Here is a 23170-nt window from a genome sequence, read left to right as displayed (position 1 = left end):
GCTCCCTTCGCTAGCGGGGCTCGGCGGTGCGCTCCAGCGCCGACAGCCGGGCTTCCAGAGCGCGGACGCGCTTGTGTAGCGCGGCAGCGAGGCTGAAGCCGTGCGGGTCGCCGAGCAGGGCACCGATGCGGAGCCCCTCGGAATCGATCTTGAGGCGGTAGCCGGTCACGACCGCGGTCAGTTCCTGGTCCTCGACCACCACGGCGACGCGGTCGCCCGGTCCCCAGTCGATGCCGAACGGCATCGCGGAGTCCTCCATTGGCACCGCCTGCACCGCGACCGCGGTGAAGCCTTCCTGGCTGAGCACCTCTAGTCCGGCCTGGCGCAGTTCGTCGACATCGTTGGTGTTGCGCTGGTCGACGAACCGCTCGATGCGCCGTTGCCACTGCACCTCGGCGGCCAGCGATGCTGGCGTGGTGACCTCCAGGAACTTGCGGGCGGTCAGTTCGCCCTGCCCGGCTACCACGATGCGGGTGGCGCCTGGTGGGGAGATGGTGACTCGGTGGCCGGACAGGGTGCCGTTGTAGACGTCGAGGCGGATCAGGTCGGTGCGGTCGGTGACCGGCTTGGTCTCGAACACCAGCCGGCCGCCGCGTTGCACGACCCGGAAGCCCAGGTCGGCGACGGCGGCGATTTCGGCCAGCAGCACGCCGAGGGTGGGGAACCGGGCCGATTTGGTGACCTTTGGTCCTCGGCCGCGGTCGGGTCCGTTGTCGAGGAACCGGTTGCGGCGGGCTGTTGGTGCGGTCGGGCCGATGTTGGCGGCCACGAACTGGTGCATCACAGTCTCGGCCGGGCCGGTGCGGGTGTCGTGGGCGCGCTTTTGCGTCTGCGGGTCCGGGTTACTCGGGTCTGGGAAGGCCAACGAGTCGGCGAGGATGACCGAGTCGTCGACCCCCTGGAACGTCAGTGTCCCTCCGGGATCAGAGGCGGTGGCCGCCCGGTCCGGCGTCGTGGTCGGCCCAGACAGCCAGACCCCGTCGGGGCCGGTGACGATGATCCCCGACCCCGGCTGCCGCAGCTCCTGCGCCAGCCGGTGTTGCGCGGAAAGGCGTAGCGACCATTCGGAGAGGTTGTTGTGCGCTCCGACGATCTCCATGTGCATTTCCTCGGGCCTGATCACCCCGACGCGCGTGAGCGTCCGGTCCCGGATTTCGACGGTGAGGTCTTGCGGACGCACTCAGATCACCAGCCAGCGGCGCGGACGCCAGGTGCAGGTGATCAGCGACCCGACTCCTAGTGACGGTGGTTTGCGCAGCACAGCGGCGTCCTCCAGCGATGCGGTGGCCGTGGTGGTGCCGGTCGGGACGGTCCAGAACCGGGGGGCTGGGGCGAGCTCGGCGTATCGGTTGCGGCCCTGCCCGTCGATGACGGTGCCGTGGCGGGTGTCGATGACCAGCCGCTCCCCCGGCTGGAGGCGGCCAGTCCAGTGCAGCCGTTCCCCACGTGGGGAGATCGCCCGAAAATCCCTGCCCGGACCGCGTAGTTCCCACAGCGGGTAGGCGACCGCGTCCCCGACGTTCTCGAAGGTGATCGTCCCGATCGCCTGGCTACTTGAGACCGGCATCCGGGCCAGGTGGCGCAGGAACCCCGGCTTGGTGTTACCGCGAGAGATGGACTTGCGGATCGCCCGCGACGAGGTCCAGTACGGATCACCGGCGCGGAGCGTGACCACGGTGAACAGGTCGTCTTCGCCGATGGTGTCCTGGCCGTAGACGTAGCTGCCGCCACCGACGCGGTGCACGATGGTGGACCAGTCGGTGCCGTCGTCCTCGACCAGCCGCATCACGCACTCGCCGGCCATGAGCAGCGCGAACCGGCTCAACAAGGTCTTGAGGTGCTCCCGGTTGCGGCCTTGGAACAGCAACGGCAGGTCGATCTCGCGAGGCAGGACCCGCCGGCCGCGGAAGGTCGCCCCGTCGCCGGCGCCTTCGACCCACTGCACCGCGACGTTGGGCAGCCCCAGCCCGGTCACTCCGGACAGGGCCTGGATGCCCAACCCGCGGTGCAGCACCTCGTCGAGGTTGAACACGTCCCCGCCAGCAGCCGTGGATTCCAGTTGCAGTCGCGGCATCTACCAGCCCACCATCCTCGCCCGACCCGCTGCCTCGAACAGGTCTTCCTCGGCCGACAGCGACGTGCCAGGCGCGGCGTAGTAGTTGAGAACCCGACCGGGCGGGGCCTGACCCGAAGCGGCGTCGGCCGCGCAGCGCAACCGAGCGGCGAGGCGAGCCTCGGCGATGCGGCCGATCGTTGGCGTGGGGATGTCCAGACCGCCGATGTCGGCGGTCAGCCCCGCCAGGGACCGCCTGACCGCGTCGTACCGGGACTCCAGGCCGTCGATCAGCCCGTCGATGAGGAGCTGCCCGGCGCCGACCAGCAGCGTGCGGTCAGTGGCCGGCGGCCCTTTCCAGTCTTTGAGCTTGCTGGTCAGGTCACCCAGGACGCCCTTGAGGTGGCCGAACATCTGCCGGATGCCGTTGATCAGACCGGCGATGAGCTGGCGGCCGGCGTTGATCAGCACCGAGCCGATGTTGCCCAGGACCGCACGTGCCCGGCCCGGCAGTTCCCGGATCGTGGCAATCGCGTTGCCGGCGCCCGTGATGAACGCCGTACGTACCGCGCTCCACGCCATCGCGGCGCCGGATTTCAGCGCCCCCCACAGGCCGGTGAACAGGCCCTTGATGTGCGCCACTGCCGCACCAGGTGCGGCCTTAAGTGCCTCCAAGAATCCGCTCCAGGCGCCGCGGATCGCCGCCCAGGTGGTGGTGGCGGCGACTTTGATGCCGTCCCACGCCGCGGTCCAGATGCCCTTGATCAGGGCGAGGCCCTTCTTGACCAAGCCCAGGACACCGATGTTCAGTGCGGTCTGGACGATCCCGACGATCAGGTCCCAGACCCCGGAAAAGAGCTGCTTGATGCCGTTCCACATCCGGCCCCAGTCACCGGTGAACAAGCCGGCGAAGGTGTTCCAGATGCCCATCACGATGTCGACCGCGCCGCGGAAGACCCGCGTCACGCCGTTGATCGCGCCGACGAGGCTCTCGACCAGGATCTTGGCGATGAACGTGATGACCGGGGCGAGCTTCTCGGCCAGCCAGGTGACCACTGCGGCGATGGCGTTGATGACCGGCATCAGCGCCGGCACCAGGGCTTCGATCGCGGCCCGAAGGGGCGGCAACGCCGCTGTCACGATCTTGATGACCGCATCCAGCAGCGGTCGCAGGACCGCCATCACCAACGACAGCAACGCGGTGATCAGCGGCGCGACCGCGGACACCAGCGCACCCAGCGTCTGACCGATCAGGGTCAGCACCGGCGCCAGCGCGGTGAACGCCTCGGCCAGGAACCCGCCGACAATGCTCGCCACCTGCGTGATCAGCGGCACCAGCGCGGCCAGGATCGGTGCGAGGGCCTTGACCGCCGAGGCCAGCAACCCGCCGATCGCCGGAGCTAACGCTGCGACCACCGGGCCGAGCGCCGACAGCGCCGTACCGAGGGTGGTGATCAGTCCGCCGGAGACCACCGAGCTGAACGCGGCCACCACCTGCTGGAGGGCCGGCGCCAGTGCGGTGAACGCGGCGCCCAGCCCGCCGGCCAGGACGGTGACCAGTGGCTGCAACGCCGGTGCGACTGTGCTGATCGCCGAGGCGAGCGCGGTGAACAGCGTGGCTAGGACCGGGCCGACCGACGCGGCGAACGTGCCGATCAGCGATGCCAACGCGCCCAGCGCGGCGCCGATCGGGCCGAACGCCGGGGCGAGGGCGTCGATGCCGGTCTTGAGGCCGGTGAACATGGCCGTTAGGCCGGTTTGCAGCGCCGGCTGCGACAGCGCTTCAGCGACCGACTTGAGCAGGGTGCCGATGGCGGCCCCGGCTAGCGGCAGGATGGTCTGGAGGGTCGTGGCCAGGGTGGCGAACATCGTCGACACCGCGGGGCCGGACGTTGTCGCGATCAGGTCCATCGCCTGGTGCGCGGCCCGGAAGACGCCGACCAGCAGGGTCTGGAACACCGGCCCGTTGACCGTGTCGGCGATGCTGTTCAGCGCCGCCGAGAGGCTCGACAGGGTCGAACCGCCGGCCTCGGTAGCCGCCTTGCCGACGCCGGCGAAGATCCGCACCAGTCCGGTCAGGACACCGCCGAGGTCCGCCAGCGCGGTCAGGCCGGTGTCGATCCATGCCTTGAGCCGGCCGTCGGCCGCCGTGGCAGACAGCCAGGCGTCGAACCGGTTGGCAATGTCGACGAACCACTGCGCGAGCCGGGGCAGGTAGCCGGCGCCGACCTGGCCGAGGGTGGCCAGGATGCCCGCGTACGCGCGGGTGCCGGTCGAGGCGATGGCAATCGACGAGGACAGGTCGGCGAACATGCCGGCGAGCACGCCATTGAAGGCGCCGGACAGGGAGCGGGCGAGGGAGCCGAAGAAGCCACCGAGGTCGGTGGCGGTGCGGCGAAGGCCGGCGGAGAGCTGCGGGAGCAGCGTGGCGACGAGGTCTTTGATGGGTTGCTTGGCGACGGCCCAGAAGTTGACCGACATCGCCTTCTGTAAGGCGCCGAGCTGGGCTTTGACCTCGGGCAGGACCTTCTTGAAGTCCTTGAACACCACGACCGTGGTGGCCAGCCCGATGGCCAGACCGCCGAGGATGCCCGGCAGCACCAGCGCCGCTGGCGCGATGCTCGCCAGCGATACCGACAGCGCGGCCAGGTTGCTGGCCGCCGACAGCCCCCACCCGGCCAGGCCGGCAATCGCTAGCGCCAGCGTCCCGATCAGCGGGACCGCCTTGTCCAGGCGCATAAGCTGGCGGGCCAGATCCCGGATGTAGCCGGCGGCCAACCGCGCCCCGGACAGGGCGCCCAGCGCGGCGGCGGCCTTGGCCAACGCTCCCGTGTTGACCGTCGGGAAAATCGGCACCCGACGCGGGCGGGTCAGGTAGTCAAGGCGCTTCTCGATCACCGTGAAGGCGCCCAGGGTCAGGTCCGGATGCACCCGAACCTTGACCGGCGACACGCGACGCCGCCACCGGTCGAGCTGCCGCTCGACATCGTCGAGGGAGTCCTTGCTCAACTCCAGATCGGCAGTGGCCGCGACCAGGTCCGCCCGGATCTTGATCTTCTCGTTGTTCGCGCGGCTCTGGAGCTGCCGGACCGCGCGTGCGATGGCCTCGCGCATCCCGTCGGTGGAGATCGTGGTGTGGAACCTGATCTTGCGGGAGTCCAGCACCCGGTTCCGCTGGTTGATCTTGCGGACCTCTTGCAGGAACTCCCGGCTCGCTCCGCTCATGTCGATCGTGGTGCCGATCTCGATGCGGAGCTGCTTCTCGATCACCGACAGCTTGCGTTCGGCGTCGCGGCGGAAGTCGCCGGTATCGGGCATGACCTTGACCGACACCCGGCCGATCACCTGTCCGGCAGCCATCCGATCACCTCCGCAGACGCTGATAGATGTCGGCGACCGACACTGGTCCGTTGTGCTTGGTTTCGGGTTTGGCCGGACGCGGCCAGGCCGGTAACTTCGGCGCCTTGCCCTTGGCCCAGTGGCCGGTAGCGCGGGTGTTGACGTTGAGCGCGTCGAACAGATCCGCGGCCATATGCCGGTCCACTCCCCAGCCGAGGTGCTCCCGCCCACCGGAGGCCAGCGCCACGGTCAGGGACGTGTCGGGGAGCCTCTGCGCGAGTGCGATGATCAGCGAGGGCGCCGGCCCGCGGCCGGCGATGACCTCACCGAGGTCGACGCCGTAGTAGAACCGCAGGTCGGCGTACAGGCCCTCGCCGTAGTCGTCGATTAGTCGCGCGAGGCTGAGGCTTCCCCCGCCTGCGTGCCCTCCGCGTAGGTGGCGAAGATCTGTGCCAGCACAGCCAGGTCATCACCGACCGCGCGCAGCAGGGCGGTGGCCTGCTTCGGCGTTTGCGCCACCAGCCGAATCGCCTCCACCAGCAGCGCCTCCTGGTCGGCGTCCACGGACTCGTCGTCCATCCGCTTCTGGATGTCCACCAGCGCCGTACGCGACTTCTTCGGCAGGCGCAGTGGGTTGAGCAGCCGGACGGTCATGCCGTCAACTTCATTGATGTCGGTCGAGCCGTACTTCGCCTCCGCGGCAGCGCGGATATCGTCGAGGGTGTAGTTCGCCAACGTGGGCCTCCGTAGCAGGGGTTGTCACCGGCGAGACATCTGTGACCTCGAAGGACCGATGCCGTGCCGGACATGAGCTGGGAAAATGCGATCAGCCGTCTGAAGGATCACCGGACGTAGGCGTACCAAGTGGAGTTACGGCGTAAGTCCACGCATTGCTGCCGTCGATCATCGGCTTGACGCCAAGCGGCAGGCCGGCAAGCGTTTCGGTGTCAGCGATAGTCATGTCGTCGGCGCGGTAGATTTCGGCCTTGGGCGCATAAAAGCCGAAGTGGTTGTCGCCGTCGATGAACACGACAAGAAACGCGCACACGGTGGGCTTGGGGTTGGCCGGGACGCCGATGAGGCCGTTAGGCAGCAGCGGGGCGTTCGCGCCGTAGTACAGGCGCAGGCCGGCGGTGTCGAACTGCTGGAGGGTGAACGTTAACGTCTCGGTGCGCGCGCTGTAGTTGGTGCGCAAGCTCTTGTTCTGCAAGGTGCCGACGACGGTTGCCTCGCCACCCTCGGAGGTTACGCCGAACAAATCTTCCAGGGACGTGTGTCCGACATTGGCCCAAGGGCTCGGGGGCACCAGGATGTCGCTGGGCATCGGGGTGCTAGTCGGTGCAGTGAAGTAGTTCCCGGCTCCGACGATGAGCGTCGCCAGATCGTTAACGGGCAAGGCGGATCTCCTCAGTGGGCAGGTGGCCGCGCCATCGGCCGCCGGATGCGAATGCGGTAGGTGGTCTCATAGCGGACGACGCCGGTGGGCAGATCCGCGTACTGGACTGGGCCGGTGGCTGTGGCCCAGTCGGGCGCCCGTCGAGGCGCAGAGGTCATTTCGACGCGGGTGATGTGGCCGCGTCCGGGGACGCTGGCCTGCTGCATGGCGGCGTCACGTAGCACCACGCGGACGGCCTCGGAGAGGATCGCGGCGTCTTCGTCACCGTCGGGGTCCTCGGCGAAGCAGTGGATGTCCACGTCGGCGGAGTCGACGAATCGGGGATCGCCATCCCAGAGTCCAAACTGCGGGGCTCGGCGCACGACGACCAGCGGGAACGTCTGGTGGGCGGCGATGAGGCTGCGGATCTGAATTCCGTTCAGCTTGCGGCGCAGGACAGCCAGCAGTACGTCCTCGACAGGGCTTAGCTCGGCCAATGCCCGCACGGCTTCTGGTAGTCCGGCCATCATTTTTTGATCTGCCGGCCGCGTCGGATTGGCAAGTGGGTGGCGCGGTGAAGGATGTAAAGGCCCTCCATGGCGCCCTTGCGTTCGCCGGTCTTGGGGTCGATGTGGGCGGCGCGGCCGTACTCGATGGACAGGGCGGCCTTCTGGCCGCGTTCGTCGGAGAGGACCACGTACCAGTCGACCTTGCCGTGGTCGACCTCGATGGTGGCGTGGCCTTCGGCGCGGTGCTCTTGCAGCGCGACATCGGCGTTGGCGGCCACCTCGAACGTGATGCGTTCCAGGGCGTCTTGGACGCCAGCATTCTCGGCGAGGACTTTGCTGGTCTTGCGTCCGCCAACGCTGTGGTAGATCTTGGCCATCAGAGGCGCTCCCGAATGTCGATGGACCAGTGACGGGTGCGCCGGGTGCCGTGGTGATAGGCCGGCGGGGTGACCACGTCCCAGTCCCGGCCGCGCCAGCGCACCCGCGACCACAGGTTCACCTCTGGCAGATCGGCGGCGACGATCATGCGGGTGACGTTGATCTGCTGCTGGCCGGGGACCTCGGCGCGTGCCGAGCGCTGCGGAATGAACGCGGCGCGGACCTCGTGCGGTCCGTCGGCGTCGGCGACCACGACAGTGTTGCCCCGCTTGTCGATGGCAGTCTTGGTGCGCCAAATCAGGGCGGTCTGGCCACGGCGGCGTTGCACGCTCACCGCTGGTGCTCCTCAGGGTGGAACATTGGGAAGTGCTTGCCGCCGCCTGCGACCGGCACGGTGCCGTCGTCGGGTCGGGCCTTTGTCTGCCACGCGGTGGCGGGCACTGAGGTGAGGCGGTGGTTGCCGGCCAGGCGGGCAAGTAGAGCCTTCTCGGGGCGGGTGAAGTACGGAGTACCGGCTTCGGCGCCGAGGTCCGACCAGGTCAGCGCCTCGTCGCCGGCGCGGGAGGTCACGTAGCCGTCGGGGTTGCGCATGTACCGGGCGGCTGAGCGCAGCACCAGCGTCCGCACCAGCGCGGGCACAGTTGCGACGGGCCAGTTGCGGCCGTAGCCGCGGGCCAGGTCCGAGGCGTCGACCAGGGCGGTGCCGGCGATGCGTAGCTCGTCGTCGTCGAGGGTCCAATCCAGTCGGCCGGTCAGTTCCTTGATGGTGGCGTAGGGCTCCATCTCCATGCGTCACCTCCCTCTGGTGGGCGGGGCCGGGAGACGAGGGCTCAAGGCACAGCTCGTCTCCCGGCCCGGTTCAGGTGCGGCTACTTGGCCGCGCGGGCGTCCGCCGGCTGGCCGCTGGTCGGCGGCCACGGCGCGGCATCGGAAATGCCGGTGATCTTTGCCAGCTCGCTGTCCTTCGGCGGGTAGGTCGAGGTGCCGCCGAGGGTGAGCTTGATCGCGCGCACGAAGTGCTCTCCCTCGGAGACGATCTCGCTGTTCTTGGCCTCGTCCCAGCCGACCAGCGGGTCCTTGACTGTGCGGAAGCCGGCGTAGGTGTTGACCACGCTGCGGTCGTGCATGTAGGCGGGGTCGTAGTCGCGGACCCAGCGCAGTGCGATGGACTCGTGTGACTGGGTGGCGCCGAAGGCGATCGACTGCGGCACCGCGGGCGCGCCAGAGAGGAAAATGAACGCGGAGGTGACCATCGCGTAGGCGGCGTCCGACGGGATGGTCTTGTCCACGACGATCCGGAAGCCCCACCGGTCGGCGATGAGCGCGTTCCGCAGGGCGCTTTGCGCCTCGGCGTCGCCGACGTTCTGCGCCAGGTTCAGCTTGTCGTCGCCGAGCAGGGCGGCCTCGAAGTCGGAGCCGACCAGCAGGTAACGCTGCTCGTCGGGCACGTTGAACTTGTTGACTACGCGGCGGGCCTCGATGATGGCGCCGCGCAGGTTGCGGGCGGCCTGACCGATGACCACGTTGTACGTCTGGCTGGTGAGCGTCTTGACCGCCCGCCTACCCAGGCCGCGGGCGACGGCCTTGACCTGTGGGTTGAGCAGCTTGGCCCAATTCTTCAGGTCGAAATCGTTCTGCTCATCGGTGACCTTGACTGCCGAGTAGACGTTGCCACCGAAGGTGACCGGGATCTTGCGTTCCTTGTACTCGTCGAACTCGATCGGCTTGGACCGGTCGTTGCGCCACGCGTAGTCGTGGAACGGCAACACACCCTCGACGGGAACGCTGATGGTGTCGTTCTCGGCGCCCTTGAACTGGTCGATCCCCTGCTTCTGGAACAAGTTCGGGACGACGAGTTCCTGCTCCAGCATCCCGACCGCGGTCGCGGCGAGCTTTTGCGGTTTGACAATTTGATGTTCAGGCAACGAAGCTCCCATCTGGTTCCTAAAAAGAAGTTTATGCTCACATGACCAATCCCAGCCGGCCAGTTGCCGCATAAGGCAATCTAAGACGGCATAACTGCGCTACCTTCGGACGTAAGTCGTAGCGAGGGATCATGATCCGGACGTTCGCCCGAAGAACCACTAAACGGTCGATGGACTGGCTGGCGGGCAAGCCTGGCGTGTGGCTGGGAAGCATCGCGTTCGTGGTCCTCGCCGTTTCCGGCATGGCAATTGAGCTGGCCGACGAGACTTACCAAAAGCTCGCGCTCCTAGTCGGTGGTTGCGCTGCGCTATTTCTGGCGCTTCAGAACGCAATCCAGGCGTTGGGCATTCGACTGCTCGAACGAGACAAAGAACGCTGGCACCGAATGGCAGCCGTCGGGCTACCCCCTAGCCTCAAGGGCCTCAATCATCTCGCCAGCACCAGAGGTGCCGCCGAGCTAGCAGCATTGCAGCAAGCGATCGTGAAGGTGTGCTCAGACGTTTTCCAGCCTTCAGCACACGACGAGAACCTCACGCGCGCCACTCTCTACCTCGTGGAGGAATCGTGCTTGGCCGGCGGGCAGCTCGGGCAAGGACAACTAGAGTTGCGACACATTCGCTCCGCAAATGGCAGCGGACGACACGATAACGCCCGAGCTTGCTTTCATTGGGAACCCGAGGGGCGAAAGGACCGCTTTGCAAACTTCCTTAAAGGTGACAAAGCGGAGATAGTTAACAACATTAAAGATCTACCCAAGACACATCCTCTGGCCAGGGAGAAACGTCCCTATGAGTCCTATATGTCTCATCCTGTGAGAACCATGGATGAGACGTACGGATTCCTAACGGTTGATCATCCTAAGCCGAATGTCTTCTGTGAGGCCGACGGCGATTTCCTTAAGATCTTGGCCACGGCCCTCGGAACCGGGCTGGCCTTCGCAGACGGACTGACTGTTACATCGGCGACAAACGGCTCTAAATGGGAGGATAACAATGCCCGCGGAGGGAACGCGACGGACACCAAGTCGGCGGGTCAGTCGCCCCAGCCTCAAGAATCCGGCTCCGCACGACGAGACTGATGAGTTCCTTGAGGCGCGCATCGATGTCGTGGAGTATGCGCGCCGGCGACTGAACGCTACCGAAGGGGCCGAGAAGGGTTCGGAATCAGCCCAACGCTTAGCCCGTTCCTAGCCGGGCCGAGTGAGGTTTGCCATGAACCCTGCCCATAGCTAGCGGCGATCACCTCACCCTGTGCGTCAGCGGCGCCGCCCATAGCAGCGGGCCAGCTCACCGGGGTCGTCCGGGGTGGTGTCCTCGTCGGTCGGGTCCAGACCGCCGCGCAGGTCCGCCGGCGTGCGGTCGGCGACGAGCTTGGCCAGTTCCTTGGCGTCGGCCTCCAGCTCGGCGCGGGTGCTGCCGCGCAGCCTCCCGGCCAGGGCCTTGGGCAGCTCCTGCTCGTAGGCGACAGTCAGGCGCAGTACCTCGGCCTCCAGGTCGGCGTTGCGCTGCTTGAGGTTCGTCGCCGCATCCGGCTTGTCGTCGCCCGTCGGGGTGTCGGTGTTCTTGGCCTCCAGCTCGCGCAGCTTGGTGCGATAGCCAGCCGCTTCAGCGTTGGCCTTGCTCAGGGCCTTACGCGCCCACTCGGGGAGTTCGTCGGTACGGTCCTCGCCGTCAATGCCCGTGTCCTGCGCTACCTGGCCGGGGCCGGACCCAGGCTCACCGTCGGTCTCCGGTTTGCCGCCGTTCGCTGGCGTGCCGTTGGTCTCGGGGTTGTCGGTGTCGGCCGTGGTGGTGTCGCTCATCGGGTCACGCCTCCTGGACGCTGGTGCGCCGGGCCTCCTGGGCGCGGCGTTGCTGTTGTCGGATGTGGCGCCGCCAGGCCGACAGTGCGCGAGCGCCGGACAGACCGCGGGTGACGCGGGGCCAGTCGGCGGCATATTGGCGGTTGAGGTCGAACAGGTCTGAGCCCATCTGCTGCCGGCTGTAGAGCGGTTCGGCGTAGCAGTGGCAGTTGTCGTGGTACCGGTCTCCGTCTGCGTGGGTGGCCGAGCGGCGCGACCGGTACACCGCTCCGCGGGAGATCAACATGGCGCACCAGCCGCACGGGGTGCCGCTACGTGAGACGCGGGCGTAGCCGATGACGCGTCGGTCGGTCTCGGTCAGCGTCCACAGCTGTCCCCTGCCGCCGTCCAGAACGATCCGCTCCGCGGTCGCCGCTTGGCGGGTGCCGGCTTTCCGGTGGGCCTGGTCGCGGGCGGCGTCCACGTCATCGCCCGAAGCCGATGTGTCGGTCTTGCCGAGTTTTCGGTCGAGGTTGCCGGTGCCGAGTTGCTCCAGCGCCGTCTTGGCTTCGGCCTCGGCCGCGCGTTCGCGTTCGCGCTCGCGGCGGTCGAGGGCGGCGATTTCCTCGACGAGGATGCGGTCGGCTTCGGCGTCCTCGCCGCCTTCCTCAATCTCGATGGCGGTGTTCGCGTCGTCCCGGCCGCCCTCGTCCTCTTCTTGGTCTTGGTCCTGGTCCTGGTCCTCGTTGTCGTTGGGCTCTGGCGCTGCCGGTTTACCGGACAGGGCGTTGAATTCGCGGCGCAGCATGTCGAGGGTGACGTAGCGGGGCTCCGGCCGCCGGGGGTCGGCGACGGTGCGGCCGGTGCGCAGTGCCCGCGCCAGCCGGTAGTAGGCCATCGCGAGATCGCGGGCGCGGGCGCGGCGGGTCATCACCAGGTGGATGGCCTGCCGCAGCCACGTCGCACTGACCGCTGCGGTACGGGTCGGTGGGACGTTGGTCCACAGCCGCAGCGCGTCCGCGATGGTCTTGGCGCCGATGCGAGTCAGCGCCAGATGGAAAGCGATTGAGGCGCGGTCGGCCTCCTGCTGCCTGGCCGACGTGCTCACGCCGACTCCGACTGGCCGGGCTCGGGTTCGGGTGCGGCGCGGCGCAGTGTGCGGGCGAGCTGGAGATCCGGGTCGTCGGCTTCAAGCAGGTCTTCCCACTCGTCGAGCTCGTTGCGCGTGACACCCGGCACCCGCGCCCACAGGCCACGCTTGGGAATGCCGAGCGCGGCAGCGAGCTTGCCAAGCGCGTCAGCAGACTGCGCGAGGCTCTTGCCTTCCAGGTCCCGCCACAGCACCTCACCGGCGAAGTCGCCGGCCGCGCCGGCGTCGCCGGACAGCTCGGCGGCCAGCCGGAACACCCGCTCCCACGATTCGCCGAGCAGCGTGCGGAAGTCGGCGATCTTGCGGGCGAGCGCCGTCTCCGCGGCGAGGAGTGCCTCGGCGGAGAGGTTCGCGATCTGGCCGAGCAGGTGGTGCGGTGGGGTCTGCGAGATGGCCGACAGGTGCCGGATGCTCATATCCAGGCTGGCGATGAAGCCGGCGAGCGGGGTCTCGTCCAGGGACCCGAACTTCACGTCGGGGTCCTCAGCGAACAGGAACCGCTTGGCATTCACGTTGATCGGCAGCGGGATCGGCTGTCCGCGTTCGTCGAGGACGGGGTTGCCGTCTGCGTCGAGCTGCACCGGCGGCGCCATCCCGGTGGCGGTGCGGACCTTGAACGAGCCGTAGGTCTGGGCCACGAGCAGGTCGAAGACGGTCTGGTTGATGCGGTTCTGGAGCGGGATCATCGGCTCGACCACGCCGACGGTGCGGCCATCGAGGTCTACCGCGGCGGCGAACCGGGTCACGGGGCATTCGGTGGCGCCGTGGGCGCCGGCCTTCTGCACGGTGACCTTGGACTTGTCGGTGTAGGAGGCGAAGGTGACCCGGTACTCGTTGCGGCCGTCCCACATCCGGGCCTGGCCCGGCTTCTTGTCAGCCGGGCGGCGCACCACGGTTAGCGCGGCCTGCGGCGTGTCGTCGTTGGCCGGGTCGGCGAACAGCGCGGCGGTGCGCAGCGCCGACAGACCGCGCGTACGCACACCCGCCCTGGTCTTCTCGGTGATCGTGAAGCTGTGGCCGTAGGTCAGTGCGCCACGGTGTACCGCGGCCTGGCGGGCGTCCAGCCGGGAGCGCTGCCAGTGCTCCCACTCGGGCAGGTCCCCAGCGGTGCGGGCGCCGTCGCCGGTGCCGCGGCGGAAGCTGTCGACGAACAGGGCCTGGCCGGGGGTGTTGACCAGCAGGGGCATCCAGTTCGACACCGCCCGGCGAGCCAGCAGCCGGTACTCATCGTCGGCCTTGGCCGGCATGTACGGGTCGTCATGGCGGCCCTGCATGTAGGCGTCGATGCGCTCCAGGCGCGGCAGGTCGCGGTCCAAGACGGTCAGCAACTGCACGGCCAGCACGCGCGGGGTGGAGCTCGATTCGGGTTCGGGCATGAGCGCACCCCCATTTCAGAGGAAGTAGCCGCGGCCGGTGCGCCGCCTGGTCTTGGTGCCGCGAATACGCAGGTCGTGGAGTGCCTCGTGCGCCAAGAGCAGGGCGGCGTAGGCGTCGACCTTGCGCGGGGACTCCCGACTCTCCTTGCCAAAGGAGATGCCGTAGTTGTTGCTGCGCCGGCGGGCGTTGAGGACGTGACGGCGCAGGGCGAGGTCGCCGTCGTGGTGGAGCTTGCTGTCGAAGATCGACCGCATGAGCCGCTCGTGGGCGCGGGTGACGCGCTGCAACGACTGGCGCATGTCCCAGGCGATGGCGTTACGCCCCTCGGCGCGGACGGCGAGTCCTTCGCCATAGGTGGCGGCCCAGTCGGCGATGTGCGACTCCCACAACGCCACGTCGGCGAAGAAGCCCTGCACGGTGAAGACACGAAACGCGTCGTGGACAGCCGAGTCGACAGCGTCGCGGTCGACTTCCCAGCCGTCGCCTGCCGGTCCGTCAGGGCGTTCCCACAGCCCGAGGACGAACGCGACCATGTCGGTAGTGCGGATGGCGACCAGCGCGGTCGCGTCGTCGGTCTTGCCGCCGTCGAACCCGAGGGTGATCGGGTCGCCGGGGGCGAGCGTGGCGCCGGGAACCTCAAGCGGTGCCCACTGCGCCGGCCCATACAGGGCGTCCTCGTCGGCGACGATCTGGTTGAGCCACATCCGCCGCGACCGTGCCGGCGACAGGGTGGTGTCCAGCACCGACTTGATGATCGTTTCGACATTCAGCCAGACCGCGTCGCCGCGGATCTTCGGCAGCACGATCCGCAGCGCCTCCGGCGTCAACGGCGTCGTCGGGTGCGCTTCGATCGAGTCGTACAGGAAGCCGATGTCGGCGGCTCGGCCCTCGACGATCTTCTCGTACGCCTCGCGCATCCGCTCAGCGACCGAGTCCTCGCCCGGCAGGTAGGCGTTGGTGATCGCCAGGTAGCGCGAGTCCTTCTTCGTGGCGTTACCGTCGATCGTCTCGTACATCCGATCGCCGTTGTTGCCCCTGATCCAGTGGTGCGTCTCGTTGAGCACGACGAACGTAGACCGGCCGCCCTCCAACGCCCGGTAGGAGCTGGTGACGGCCTCCAATCGCTGCCGGCCGCCGTTGGCGCGGATCAGCTCAGCGCCGGCGGTGATGTTGTAGGTGGCGATGAAGTGCTCGCTCATCAACGCCGGGATGAGCGTCATCGTGTTGCGGGTCTGGTCCCGCGACACGGCGGCGACCTGCACCCACGCCTGCGGGTGCGCCATCCCGACCGGCTCCCCGGTGCGGTCGAGGTGCGAGAACCGCGACGGGCCGGCAAGCTCGATCAGGCACATCACCGCGGCGAGCGGGTCCTTGCCCCAGCCCTTGAGTCTTTGGAGGACACCCTTGCGGTAGATGAACCGGCCGTACTCATCGACGGCGTACCACCACAAGATGAAGCGGAGCTGCTCGGTGGTGAACCGCCACGGACCGCCGTCCTCGCCGCGCAGGTACTCGGCGCACCAGCCGACGATCTGCCAACCCAACGTGCGCTGCGGCAGCAGCCACGAGCCGTTCTCGGTGCGTGCCCAGGTGGGGCCGATGAAGGAAGGCGTCAGGGCGTCGACCGCGACAGCGTCGATGCGGCTCACCTCCCGAGCCGAGCGGCCCCGCCGCAACTGGCGACTTGCTCAAGTTGCCTACCGTGGAGTCGGCAAATCGACACGGGAGGACGAACGGTGATGTCGACAGTGGCTCAGCAGGGCTCTTGGCTGAAGCTGACCGGTTACGCCGCTCTCGCGGTGCTCAATGTCTCGCTCCTGGTTATGGAGCTCCTGCGCGATGATCCACGGTGGTGGAAGATCGGCATTTCAGTGGTCCTTCTCCTCGTAGGAGCCGGGGGTGCAGCGGGTCAAGGCCGTGCATTGAAGCGGCGGCGCACCGCCACGGGCTGACTCGCGGCGGCCGGGTGATGGGCGCAGGGACCGGACCCACGCGATGAGCTCGCGGTCGGCGTCGGTGAACGTGGGCTTGGCGCGACGGGATCGGCCGCGCCGCCACCTCACGGCAGCCCCAAATCCCGCCGATAGTCGGCGATGGCCAGCACCGAGGCGGGCTTCTCGTCGGACTCAGGGGCGTGCAGCTCGATCCGGACACGCCGACGGTCGCCTTCGGTGACCAGCAGCCGCTCCATCGCCGAGTAGATCGACTGGAGCATCTGCCCGGAGCGCTTCGTCGCCCGCTTATAGTGGCTCAGGTCGTCGCAGACGCTGAACGCGAACGCCCAGTCGGAATCCTGATAGAAGTCGGCCTGCCCCGAGGTGCGCAGCGCCTCATACAGCCGGCAGGCGATGGGGTGCCAGTCGGGGTCCGGGTCCGGCACCGTGACCGGTCGCAGCTCGCCGCGGGTCGCCGGTGCCTGCTCGCGGCCGTTGCGGTGCCGCGGTCGGGCCAGGTCGTCGTCGCGGTTCGGGATGGGTCCGCGGGCCAGTGCCATCGGTCACCTCCTTGCCGGGGTCGGCGCTCAGGTCAGACCGCTCCCCCGCTGAGGAAGTGCGCCACCAGCCATGCCAGGAAGGCCAGCAACGCGAAGCGGCGAAACTTCACCCAGCCGGAGAACTTCGGTCGGTTTCCAGGTCGGCCGATGCCGAACCACTTCCAGACGTGCTCGGACAGGGTGTCGTCGGGAGCCTTGCGGGCCAAGGCGACGCCTTCCAGCACGACGAACAGACCCAGCCAGGCCAGCCAGCCGATGGTCCAGATGTCCACGCTCAGCTCCGAGAGGTCGGGCCAGGCCCCGCCGGTGAGGGGTGATCGCGGCGGGGCCTGGCGGGCGGGCATCGCGCCTGCGGCTGCGCGCCTCGCCTATTCGAGAAGTCCTGGATGTGGGTCGTCGCGGCGGAACCTGTTGCGCTGGCGGTACCGGGCCGCGCGGGCTCGTCCGCCCTCCTGACTCGACTTGCGTCGGTGGTGCCAGGTGCACAGCGCCCGCAGGTTCGACGGGTCGTGGTTGTCACCGGGCTCGATGTGGTCGACCTCGGTCGCCGGCTCGTCGCACCGCTGCCCGGTACTACTTACAGCAGTGCAGCGGTGTCCGTCACGATGCAGGGTGCGTCGCCGCAGCATCTTCCAGTTGGGCGGAAGCCGGCCGTGCCGGTCCGATCCAATCCAGTCCGGCACAGCCGACCTCCTCTCCAACGAAGTCCCCGACGGTGTTTGCGCTATGCGCTACCGACCCGGGGTAGTCATTAAGAGTGAAAGGCAAATGGTGATATACCTTTTCCGTGACTCAGTCACCTCAAATAGATCTGGAAGAGCCCACCCGTCAACTCGGTATCAGCATTTCTCTTAAGCTCTACATATAAATACGATCCCAGGCCAGACCAATGTCAGGTTCTATGACCGGCGTCACATCAACCGACCGATCTGGGCGGAAGTTACCAGGTCAGAGTCTTCATCGCCGTCCACCTGCCGCCGCAGAACGGCCTGGAAACTGTGGCGCAATCTCCGCTGCTACGACGAGGCGGTCTCCCCTTTCAACGCTTAGGAGTCACCCCCCACCCGCCGCCGAAAAAGGTTTCTTGTGGACTTGCGCAATCGACAGCCGACCGCCTAGCGTTTGTCCCGTCACCGCAACACAGCGACAAGCAACACCAGCGCAGCGACGCAGTGACACGCAATGCGCAACACAGCAGTACGCAAGACGTACGGCTACCCGATTCGCGTTAGACCGGTACGGCCGCAGCGCACTAGATCGGGACGGACGCCAGTGGATCACAAGATCCACATACAGTCCGAGTCGGAACAACTTGCAGACATGGCAGTGGAGCGCTAGCGTAGGGAAGCACCGCGACGACCGGGACGCACAACCGTGATGGGGTGCGGTCCTGCTCGGACAGCTTGATCATTGAGAACTCCATAGTGGAAGCGGCTGATACCTCTGCGTGACGCCCCTGCGATGACCCTGCGATGCGAAGGCAGGCGAGAACGGGACCGGCGAGCGTGGTAACGGGAAACCGAATGGAGGCTCCCAGGAACGGGCCGCTAGTCGTGCCAGCGCGCACCATGCGCTGACGCACGACCCCCGCCCGCGATCCGCAGCGCCACAGCGTGGCGCCGACGGCGTCGGCTCATGACCGATCGCGGGCACGTATCTGTAAGTTGTACCGATGCGATCGGTCGGGCATCCGCCCGACCTGACGTGGGATCACCATGCGGCCGGACGACCGGGCGATGTGCCCCCACATCTGTAAGTTGTTCCGATCGCGTCGGCTGATCTGAGAAGGGGTGAACGAGTGCGACAAACGCTAGACCGCCCAATCGTGGGCAACCACGCGCCTCCGCCGTTGACACAGCCACAGCCGCACGACAACACGTCTGACTACGTGATGGCTCAGGTACGGCGTTGGTGCGAGACAGGCGAGCACCACGGGCAGGCTTTGGCGCCGGTGGTTCACCTGGAGTCCGCTCGGGAGATTGCCGCATGGTGGCAGGCGCTGGACAACGACTTCACGGCGTTCGCGTCTACCGGCACGATCAGGGACGACTTGGCGCTAGACATCCGTGCGGAGCTTTCGTCGCCGCTGAATCGAGCGTGGGACGACGACGACCGTGAGCGCAACCTCGACGCTCTGCGTGCTTTGGAGGCGTACCTCAAGGCGTGCAAGGTCACCGTGTGGTCCGTGGGTCAGAACATCGCGGGCTACCTGCCGCAGTCCGACATCTTCCGGACGCTCGACTACGCCGACGCACTTGACGAGTACCGACGCGTCCTGACCGAGGACGCACCGGAATGTGTCGCCTGGACCGACGAGTGCGAGTGCGAGTCCGACGACTCGGAGCTCTGCGAGCTCTGCGCGACGGAGGCTCTGGTGGCCGGATACCTACGCGACGACGTGCCGGACAGCGCCAACGTTCGGTACGGACATCCCGCTGCCGAGGAGCACGGGCTCGTGATCAGTGCCGAGTCGTGGGCCGGGTCTATGTCGTACTGGCTCCGCCGTGTCGAGATGACGTACGGCGAGTTCCTGCAAGAGCGGGAGTCCTGATGCACCGGCGTAGCTGGCTAGACCCGCTGGAAACTGCCGTCGTCGGCGGCAAGCCGGTCTACGTAGCGCGGATCGCGGTTTGCCAGTGCTGCATGTTGATCCACGCCAACGGTGAATGCTGCGACAGCGACGACCACGGCGGCGACGGATGCGAACCGCTCAATCTCCTTGAAGGCCAAGACATCGCACTCGGTGGGGAGCACGAACCGGGCTGCCCCAACGGGCCGGACGGACCGCGCGACACCGACTGCGCCTGCGAGATCGACAACCACTCCACGTCGTCATGCGATGGATGCGGCAGCACGCTGCACGGCGAACGCCACGCCATGACCGTATTCGAGCCCATGAGCGACGCTCAGGCCACGCCTGTAGCGCCGTCGGGGGTCGAACAGTGAGCGGGTCGACAGGCCGGGTTCGGAGCCTTGAGGCCATGGCGGCTCGGGATCTCGGCCAGCGCATCCGCGATATCGCATCCGAACTCAGGCTAGCCGCCGATGGCCTCGACATCGAGGCGGCGACCATAGCCGACATCGCGGCCGGCAATCACGACGCCGAGTACGCGTCGGTGGCGAACGCCGTCATTCAGAGGCTATGCAACCTCATGCCGAACCTTGGGCTCGGCCGACTTGCCACGCACGCCGCAACCGCCGATGTCGGGCGCGCCACGGGCGAGTAGTCCACAGGCGCACACCGTCGCCGTGCGTGGTCGACCCGATTTCCAGAGATGCCGAAACCCCTTCGGGGGTTGGGTGGGCTGGCATCCCACTCCTGACGAGGCTGCCAGAAAGAAGGCACGGAAACTGTGGCCGAAAGAGTAGTAATCGAAAAGGACGGGCACGGCATGGGCGGTTTTCTCAGCCCGCCTGGCGATCCGGCGCACACGTACCGAGTCGTCACCTACGCCGGCCCACGCAGCAACAAAGCCATCGGTTTGGCCGGACTGTCTTATGCCGCCGACGCCGCTAATTCCTGGATACCCGAACACGTTCGTCGCCACGCACAGCAGTTGATCCGCGATGCCGACCGTACGCCGTCCGAACTGTGGGTGCGGCACGTATACGGCTACTTCCGCAACATGTGGACGCACGACGGTCGTCCCTGGCAGTCGGTCAGCTCGCTGATCAGCGGGCGTCCCGTCGATGCACCAGAGGATCACCACGCGGCGTGCGTGTTCGTCCGCCAGTTCTTCCCCGACCACCAGCCGCGCACTGACCTCATCGCGGACCCCGGTAAGGGCTACGGCTCCTGTCCATGCACCAAATGCGGGCAGCGCGTGCAGTACGAGGCCCGTCATGACGTGCTCTGTGTGGTGACGACCCGCCTAACGGGCTCCGGAATCACGATCTGGTCGTACTCCTCGGTCTGCGGTGCTGGTGGAAAGCACGAGAACTGAGCGCGGGCCGAAACCCCTGCGGGGGTTGGGTGGGTTGGCATCCCACTCCTGATGAGGCTGCCCCGTGAGGACGTGAACCCTCACAACTTATCGCGTCCGTGGGGCGCCTTTTTGTTGCCCACCAACGGAAGGAAGAAGATGGGCGAGTACGGCACGTACAAGGGTCAAGAGATCAAGATCGGCACGTGTGAGGACATGCTGTATTTGCGGCCCGACCAGATCAATCTGGTAACTGGCGCCGCTGTCCTCAATCACTTGAAGGAGCTGCGGTTTCGATTTCCGTTCCCCGAGGAGGACAGCATCGAGCCGGGCGGGTTCGACGACTTCGACAGGGGCCTGTCGGTATGGGGCTACGAGGTGCCGGCCGAGGTCCGGCACTACAAGGTGCAGTTCGCTTCCAACGGCAGGGGTAAGGGCATCTTGGTGATGTTGCCGTGTCCGTACTCGCAGGAGGCCAAGGACAGCGGACTGAAGTACATGTACAACGGCTTCGGCGGTCCCGCGCGAGTCGTGCAGCAACGCATCTGGGCCGGCGTGTGGGTCACCGTGCTCGATTGTGGCGGGTGTGGTGCCCGGTTCCGCCTGCCGGACCTGGATTCGGCACAGCCGTTGATTCTGGCCCTCCTGGAGATGGCCAAGCAGGCCGGACTGGACGACCGGAAGGCCGCTGCAAAGACGCTGATTGAGGTGACACGCCGGGTTGAGGCCGGCTACTCCACTCCCGCGCCGGGCGCAGGGCGTGCCTCGCCGCGCCTGTAGCACCGAGCACAAGCGACCCCGTAATTCGGCTCTTGATGTGACGCCGAAACCCCTCCGGGGGTTGGGTGGGCTGGCATTCCACCCCTGATGAGGCTGCCATTACACAGGAGTAGTGAATGTCCGACGACGACGAGCGAATGGTGTCCATCACCTTCACTGAGACGATCGAGTACACGGCAGACATGGAGGTTGACGAGGCCCGGCGTGTCCTCGGACTCAGGGAACCGGCATTGCGCCGGGCGGTTGAGGAGGGAGCGTTGGACGACCTGTCCGAGGCCGCGATGAAGCGGCTGAAGCGTGCCGCCGAGGTGGTCAGCGAGGACGTGACCATCGACGAGGTCAGCGGTTCAGGGGATGGCTGGTGACCGGCAGGTACGTCGCGTCCATCCACGTCCCCGGCCGGCTGCCATCGCACGTCGCGGTGTTCGACAAGGCGCGGCAGGCGTGGGCTCACCTCGCCCACCGGTACGGCCAGCGGGACACAGTCTCCGGACAGGTCATGGCACAGATGATCTGGCTCGGACGGGGCGCCTTCCGGACCGACGGCCACGGAAAGGTCATCGCCCTCGACGCGACCGGCGAGGCGACCGTCTACGCGGTCAACCTGGTCTGCGGTCACCAGACGATGTCCGGCACGACCGGACCGGCACCGGCTGGCTCGGTGCTGGAGCCGCCGTCCTGGTCGGCGCTATGCGCCGGGCGCCGGTTGCCGGGCTCGTCGTGGTGCGGCGAGCACACCACCGACTGCCAGCACTGCGGCGGACCGGCCCTGAACTGGGGCGGCGCGCCGGACTGCGGCTGCCGAACCAATCGACCGAGTACCGAAGGGAAGAGGGACCTGTGATCAGTCACGCGATGGCACAGCAGATCGTGAAGGCGGAGCTCGCCGCGCAGGGTGTGCGGTACGCCTGGGTCATCACGCAGGAAGCCGACTGGGACTCCGACAAGGACGTGATGCCTGTCCGTCGGCTGCCCGACGATGAGGTGATCGAGGGACTGTCGGGCGCCACGGCCGAGGAGTTGGCGAAGGCCCGCACGGGCCAGCGGTTCCGGCTGGTCGACGACGACAAGCAGGTCTGCGGTGTCGGCACGATGTGGGCCAGCGATTTTCCCGACGACTGGACCCAGAGCGCGGCGTGCTGGGCGCCGATGGATGACTACGGGCGCGGCGGGTATGGCGCCACCGTCCTGGAGTACGTACGAGATGACCGGTGGATGGTGCTCTAGCTGGCGTCTGGCTAGGTCGGCATCTGGTCCTCGATTCTGAATCGCGTTGTGAGGGTCTAGAATGCAGTGTCCTCAGGCGGCAGGCGGACGCGTCGCGGTTCCCACAGCCCGCGCCGGCGCAGGATGCGCCGGAGCTGTCCCGGCCACAGCAGGTGGCGTCGCCAACCGAATCGGTATGTCATCGCCTCGCTGAACGCCTGAACGTATACCCAGCTCGGCGCTCCGGTTAGGGAGATTGCCGGCATGGCGTCCAGGATATTCATCTGCGCGGCGCTCTCTCGCGGCGGCTGCTGCCAGGCCGAGCGGGCGTGGTAAGCGACCTCCGCTCGAAGGCTGGCAACAAGCGCCATGTAGAGCTCGCCCATGACCCGGCTCTCCGCCGTCACCCAGCCGGTGTAGTAGCCCAGACGCTCCTTGATGTCCGCTCCTCGGACGGCAAGCTCAGCCCGGGTTGCGGGATCGTCATCGACCCGCCTGAGGATGCGGTCGGGGAACTCCGCCCATGCCATGAGGGCCTTGGTGGCCTCAGCGTACTGGTCGCGCACGCGGTCGAGGTGAACGGCGCTGCGATCCATCAGTTTGCCAGCGACCGCGGCGATCACCGAGGAGGTCAACGCCAACCCAAGCAGCAGAGCCCAAGAACCCAGGCCAGCTAGCTCCTTTCCCATCCGCACACGATAGGGCCGGAGCCTCACGCAAGCTAGCCCCAGCGGGCGTACGGGCACTGTCGACAGAGCAGGCGTGGGCGGCTCTGGTTGGTCGGATGCCACCGCCTACCGACACACGACGCCATCGCGGCGAAGGCGTTCGCGAAGCGGGACGAGACAGAAGGAAGCTGCCTCGTCCCATCACCAAGGGT

The 23170-nt window shown here is 67.3% G+C and carries 27 protein-coding genes; 9 read left to right on the top strand and 18 right to left on the bottom strand.

All coding sequences use genetic code 11. The features are described from left to right. Positions 1-10: 10 nt before the first annotated feature. The 10 genes from IEY75_RS01110 to IEY75_RS01065 all read right to left on the bottom strand — a co-directional run bounded on the left by IEY75_RS01110 (position 11) and on the right by IEY75_RS01065 (position 9651). Entirely contained in the window at positions 11-1180 is a 1170-nt protein-coding gene (locus IEY75_RS01110; protein WP_189112246.1) for a siphovirus ReqiPepy6 Gp37-like family protein, read from the bottom strand. After that, positions 1181-2074 carry a phage tail family protein gene (locus tag IEY75_RS01105; protein ID WP_189112245.1) on the bottom strand — a complete coding sequence of 298 codons (894 nt, stop codon included), beginning with the start codon at positions 2072-2074 and terminating at the stop codon, positions 1181-1183. Then, entirely contained in the window at positions 2075-5623 is a 3549-nt protein-coding gene (locus tag IEY75_RS20675) for a phage tail protein (protein ID WP_229789258.1), read from the bottom strand. Between the two features lie 156 nt (positions 5624-5779). Next, positions 5780-6127, bottom strand: coding sequence for a phage tail assembly protein (locus IEY75_RS01095; RefSeq protein ID WP_189112244.1), 348 nt, complete (start codon positions 6125-6127; stop codon positions 5780-5782). A 91-nt stretch (positions 6128-6218) separates the two neighbouring features. Further along, positions 6219-6788 (bottom strand): phage tail tube protein, encoded by a 570-nt coding sequence (locus tag IEY75_RS01090; RefSeq protein ID WP_229789257.1) that lies wholly within the window; start codon positions 6786-6788, stop codon positions 6219-6221. 11 nt (positions 6789-6799) lie between these two features. Then, on the bottom strand, positions 6800-7294 hold the full coding sequence (locus IEY75_RS01085; protein ID WP_189112243.1) for a hypothetical protein: 495 nt from the start codon (positions 7292-7294) through the stop codon (positions 6800-6802). Beyond that, positions 7294-7653 (bottom strand): DUF5403 family protein, encoded by a 360-nt coding sequence (locus IEY75_RS01080; protein WP_189112242.1) that lies wholly within the window; start codon positions 7651-7653, stop codon positions 7294-7296. The genes IEY75_RS01085 and IEY75_RS01080 overlap by 1 nt, the downstream gene beginning before the upstream one ends. Next, positions 7653-7988 (bottom strand): phage head-tail adapter protein, encoded by a 336-nt coding sequence (locus IEY75_RS01075; protein ID WP_189112241.1) that lies wholly within the window; start codon positions 7986-7988, stop codon positions 7653-7655. The genes IEY75_RS01080 and IEY75_RS01075 overlap by 1 nt, the downstream gene beginning before the upstream one ends. Further along, positions 7985-8443 (bottom strand): hypothetical protein, encoded by a 459-nt coding sequence (locus tag IEY75_RS01070; protein WP_229789256.1) that lies wholly within the window; start codon positions 8441-8443, stop codon positions 7985-7987. Before IEY75_RS01070 ends, IEY75_RS01075 begins: the two co-directional genes overlap by 4 nt. 80 nt (positions 8444-8523) lie before the next feature. Then, a complete protein-coding gene (locus IEY75_RS01065; RefSeq protein WP_229789255.1) occupies positions 8524-9651 on the bottom strand; it encodes a phage major capsid protein in 1128 nt (375 codons plus the stop codon). A 59-nt stretch (positions 9652-9710) separates the two neighbouring features. Here IEY75_RS01065 and IEY75_RS01060 point away from each other — a divergent pair, with 59 nt between their 5' ends. Beyond that, complete coding sequence (locus IEY75_RS01060; protein WP_189112240.1) at positions 9711-10658, top strand: GAF domain-containing protein; 948 nt, start codon at positions 9711-9713, stop codon at positions 10656-10658. A gap of 177 nt (positions 10659-10835) precedes the next feature. Here the strand turns inward: IEY75_RS01060 and IEY75_RS01055 are convergent, their stop codons facing one another. The 7 genes from IEY75_RS01055 to IEY75_RS01025 all read right to left on the bottom strand — a co-directional run bounded on the left by IEY75_RS01055 (position 10836) and on the right by IEY75_RS01025 (position 17064). Beyond that, complete coding sequence (locus IEY75_RS01055) at positions 10836-11381, bottom strand: hypothetical protein (RefSeq protein WP_189112239.1); 546 nt, start codon at positions 11379-11381, stop codon at positions 10836-10838. A gap of 4 nt (positions 11382-11385) precedes the next feature. Next, the gene (locus IEY75_RS01050) at positions 11386-12468 is read right to left on the bottom strand and encodes a VG15 protein (protein WP_189112238.1); all 1083 of its coding nucleotides are present in this window, start codon (positions 12466-12468) and stop codon (positions 11386-11388) included. Then, entirely contained in the window at positions 12465-13886 is a 1422-nt protein-coding gene (locus IEY75_RS01045) for a phage portal protein (protein ID WP_189112237.1), read from the bottom strand. Before IEY75_RS01045 ends, IEY75_RS01050 begins: the two co-directional genes overlap by 4 nt. 15 nt (positions 13887-13901) lie before the next feature. Continuing rightward, complete coding sequence (locus IEY75_RS01040; protein ID WP_189112236.1) at positions 13902-15536, bottom strand: terminase large subunit domain-containing protein; 1635 nt, start codon at positions 15534-15536, stop codon at positions 13902-13904. A gap of 410 nt (positions 15537-15946) precedes the next feature. Then, positions 15947-16381 carry a phage terminase small subunit gene (locus IEY75_RS01035; RefSeq protein ID WP_189112235.1) on the bottom strand — a complete coding sequence of 145 codons (435 nt, stop codon included), beginning with the start codon at positions 16379-16381 and terminating at the stop codon, positions 15947-15949. Positions 16382-16413: 32 nt separating this feature from the next. Beyond that, the gene (locus IEY75_RS01030) at positions 16414-16653 is read right to left on the bottom strand and encodes a hypothetical protein (RefSeq protein ID WP_189112234.1); all 240 of its coding nucleotides are present in this window, start codon (positions 16651-16653) and stop codon (positions 16414-16416) included. Between the two features lie 96 nt (positions 16654-16749). Further along, complete coding sequence (locus IEY75_RS01025) at positions 16750-17064, bottom strand: HNH endonuclease (protein ID WP_189112233.1); 315 nt, start codon at positions 17062-17064, stop codon at positions 16750-16752. A 1268-nt stretch (positions 17065-18332) separates the two neighbouring features. Here IEY75_RS01025 and IEY75_RS01020 point away from each other — a divergent pair. From IEY75_RS01020 to IEY75_RS00985, 8 genes are all read left to right on the top strand, one after another. Then, positions 18333-18932, top strand: a complete 600-nt coding sequence (locus tag IEY75_RS01020; RefSeq protein WP_189112232.1) for a hypothetical protein — start codon at positions 18333-18335, stop codon at positions 18930-18932. Next, the gene (locus IEY75_RS01015; RefSeq protein ID WP_189112231.1) at positions 18932-19327 is read left to right on the top strand and encodes a hypothetical protein; all 396 of its coding nucleotides are present in this window, start codon (positions 18932-18934) and stop codon (positions 19325-19327) included. Before IEY75_RS01020 ends, IEY75_RS01015 begins: the two co-directional genes overlap by 1 nt. A gap of 35 nt (positions 19328-19362) precedes the next feature. Further along, on the top strand, positions 19363-19608 hold the full coding sequence (locus IEY75_RS01010) for a hypothetical protein (RefSeq protein ID WP_189112230.1): 246 nt from the start codon (positions 19363-19365) through the stop codon (positions 19606-19608). A 165-nt stretch (positions 19609-19773) separates the two neighbouring features. After that, complete coding sequence (locus tag IEY75_RS01005; RefSeq protein ID WP_189112229.1) at positions 19774-20325, top strand: hypothetical protein; 552 nt, start codon at positions 19774-19776, stop codon at positions 20323-20325. Between the two features lie 138 nt (positions 20326-20463). Beyond that, the gene (locus IEY75_RS01000) at positions 20464-21084 is read left to right on the top strand and encodes a hypothetical protein (protein WP_189112228.1); all 621 of its coding nucleotides are present in this window, start codon (positions 20464-20466) and stop codon (positions 21082-21084) included. A gap of 116 nt (positions 21085-21200) precedes the next feature. Then, positions 21201-21449, top strand: coding sequence for a hypothetical protein (locus IEY75_RS00995; RefSeq protein WP_189112227.1), 249 nt, complete (start codon positions 21201-21203; stop codon positions 21447-21449). Beyond that, the gene (locus IEY75_RS00990; RefSeq protein WP_189112226.1) at positions 21446-21928 is read left to right on the top strand and encodes a hypothetical protein; all 483 of its coding nucleotides are present in this window, start codon (positions 21446-21448) and stop codon (positions 21926-21928) included. Before IEY75_RS00995 ends, IEY75_RS00990 begins: the two co-directional genes overlap by 4 nt. Next, complete coding sequence (locus tag IEY75_RS00985) at positions 21925-22311, top strand: hypothetical protein (protein ID WP_229789254.1); 387 nt, start codon at positions 21925-21927, stop codon at positions 22309-22311. The genes IEY75_RS00990 and IEY75_RS00985 overlap by 4 nt, the downstream gene beginning before the upstream one ends. Positions 22312-22367: 56 nt before the next feature. On the opposite strand, the gene IEY75_RS00980 is transcribed toward IEY75_RS00985, so the two are convergent. Further along, positions 22368-22979 carry a hypothetical protein gene (locus IEY75_RS00980; RefSeq protein WP_189112224.1) on the bottom strand — a complete coding sequence of 204 codons (612 nt, stop codon included), beginning with the start codon at positions 22977-22979 and terminating at the stop codon, positions 22368-22370. Positions 22980-23170: the final 191 nt, after the last annotated feature.

The organism is Pilimelia terevasa, from assembly GCF_014647915.1.
Classification (GTDB): domain Bacteria; phylum Actinomycetota; class Actinomycetes; order Mycobacteriales; family Micromonosporaceae; genus Pilimelia; species Pilimelia terevasa.
This window is presented reverse-complemented; position numbering and strand designations above follow the sequence as displayed.

Bases quoted from the DNA above. Each gene is read 5' to 3' on its own strand.
- IEY75_RS01055 (WP_189112239.1), bottom strand. From the start codon at position 11,381: ATGAGCGACACCACCACGGCCGACACCGACAACCCCGAGACCAACGGC.
- IEY75_RS00980 (WP_189112224.1), bottom strand. From the start codon at position 22,979: ATGGGAAAGGAGCTAGCTGGCCTGGGTTCTTGGGCTCTGCTGCTTGGG.
- IEY75_RS01105 (WP_189112245.1), bottom strand. From the start codon at position 2,074: ATGCCGCGACTGCAACTGGAATCCACGGCTGCTGGCGGGGACGTGTTC.
- IEY75_RS01045 (WP_189112237.1), bottom strand. From the start codon at position 13,886: ATGCCCGAACCCGAATCGAGCTCCACCCCGCGCGTGCTGGCCGTGCAG.
- IEY75_RS01015 (WP_189112231.1), top strand. From the start codon at position 18,932: ATGCACCGGCGTAGCTGGCTAGACCCGCTGGAAACTGCCGTCGTCGGC.
- IEY75_RS01000 (WP_189112228.1), top strand. From the start codon at position 20,464: ATGGGCGAGTACGGCACGTACAAGGGTCAAGAGATCAAGATCGGCACG.
- IEY75_RS01065 (WP_229789255.1), bottom strand. From the start codon at position 9,651: ATGCGGCAACTGGCCGGCTGGGATTGGTCATGTGAGCATAAACTTCTT.
- IEY75_RS01060 (WP_189112240.1), top strand. From the start codon at position 9,711: ATGATCCGGACGTTCGCCCGAAGAACCACTAAACGGTCGATGGACTGG.
- IEY75_RS01005 (WP_189112229.1), top strand. From the start codon at position 19,774: ATGGGCGGTTTTCTCAGCCCGCCTGGCGATCCGGCGCACACGTACCGA.
- IEY75_RS01035 (WP_189112235.1), bottom strand. From the start codon at position 16,381: ATGGCACTGGCCCGCGGACCCATCCCGAACCGCGACGACGACCTGGCC.
- IEY75_RS01080 (WP_189112242.1), bottom strand. From the start codon at position 7,653: ATGGCCAAGATCTACCACAGCGTTGGCGGACGCAAGACCAGCAAAGTC.
- IEY75_RS01070 (WP_229789256.1), bottom strand. From the start codon at position 8,443: ATGGAGATGGAGCCCTACGCCACCATCAAGGAACTGACCGGCCGACTG.
- IEY75_RS00995 (WP_189112227.1), top strand. From the start codon at position 21,201: ATGTCCGACGACGACGAGCGAATGGTGTCCATCACCTTCACTGAGACG.
- IEY75_RS01010 (WP_189112230.1), top strand. From the start codon at position 19,363: ATGGCGGCTCGGGATCTCGGCCAGCGCATCCGCGATATCGCATCCGAA.
- IEY75_RS01085 (WP_189112243.1), bottom strand. From the start codon at position 7,294: ATGGCCGGACTACCAGAAGCCGTGCGGGCATTGGCCGAGCTAAGCCCT.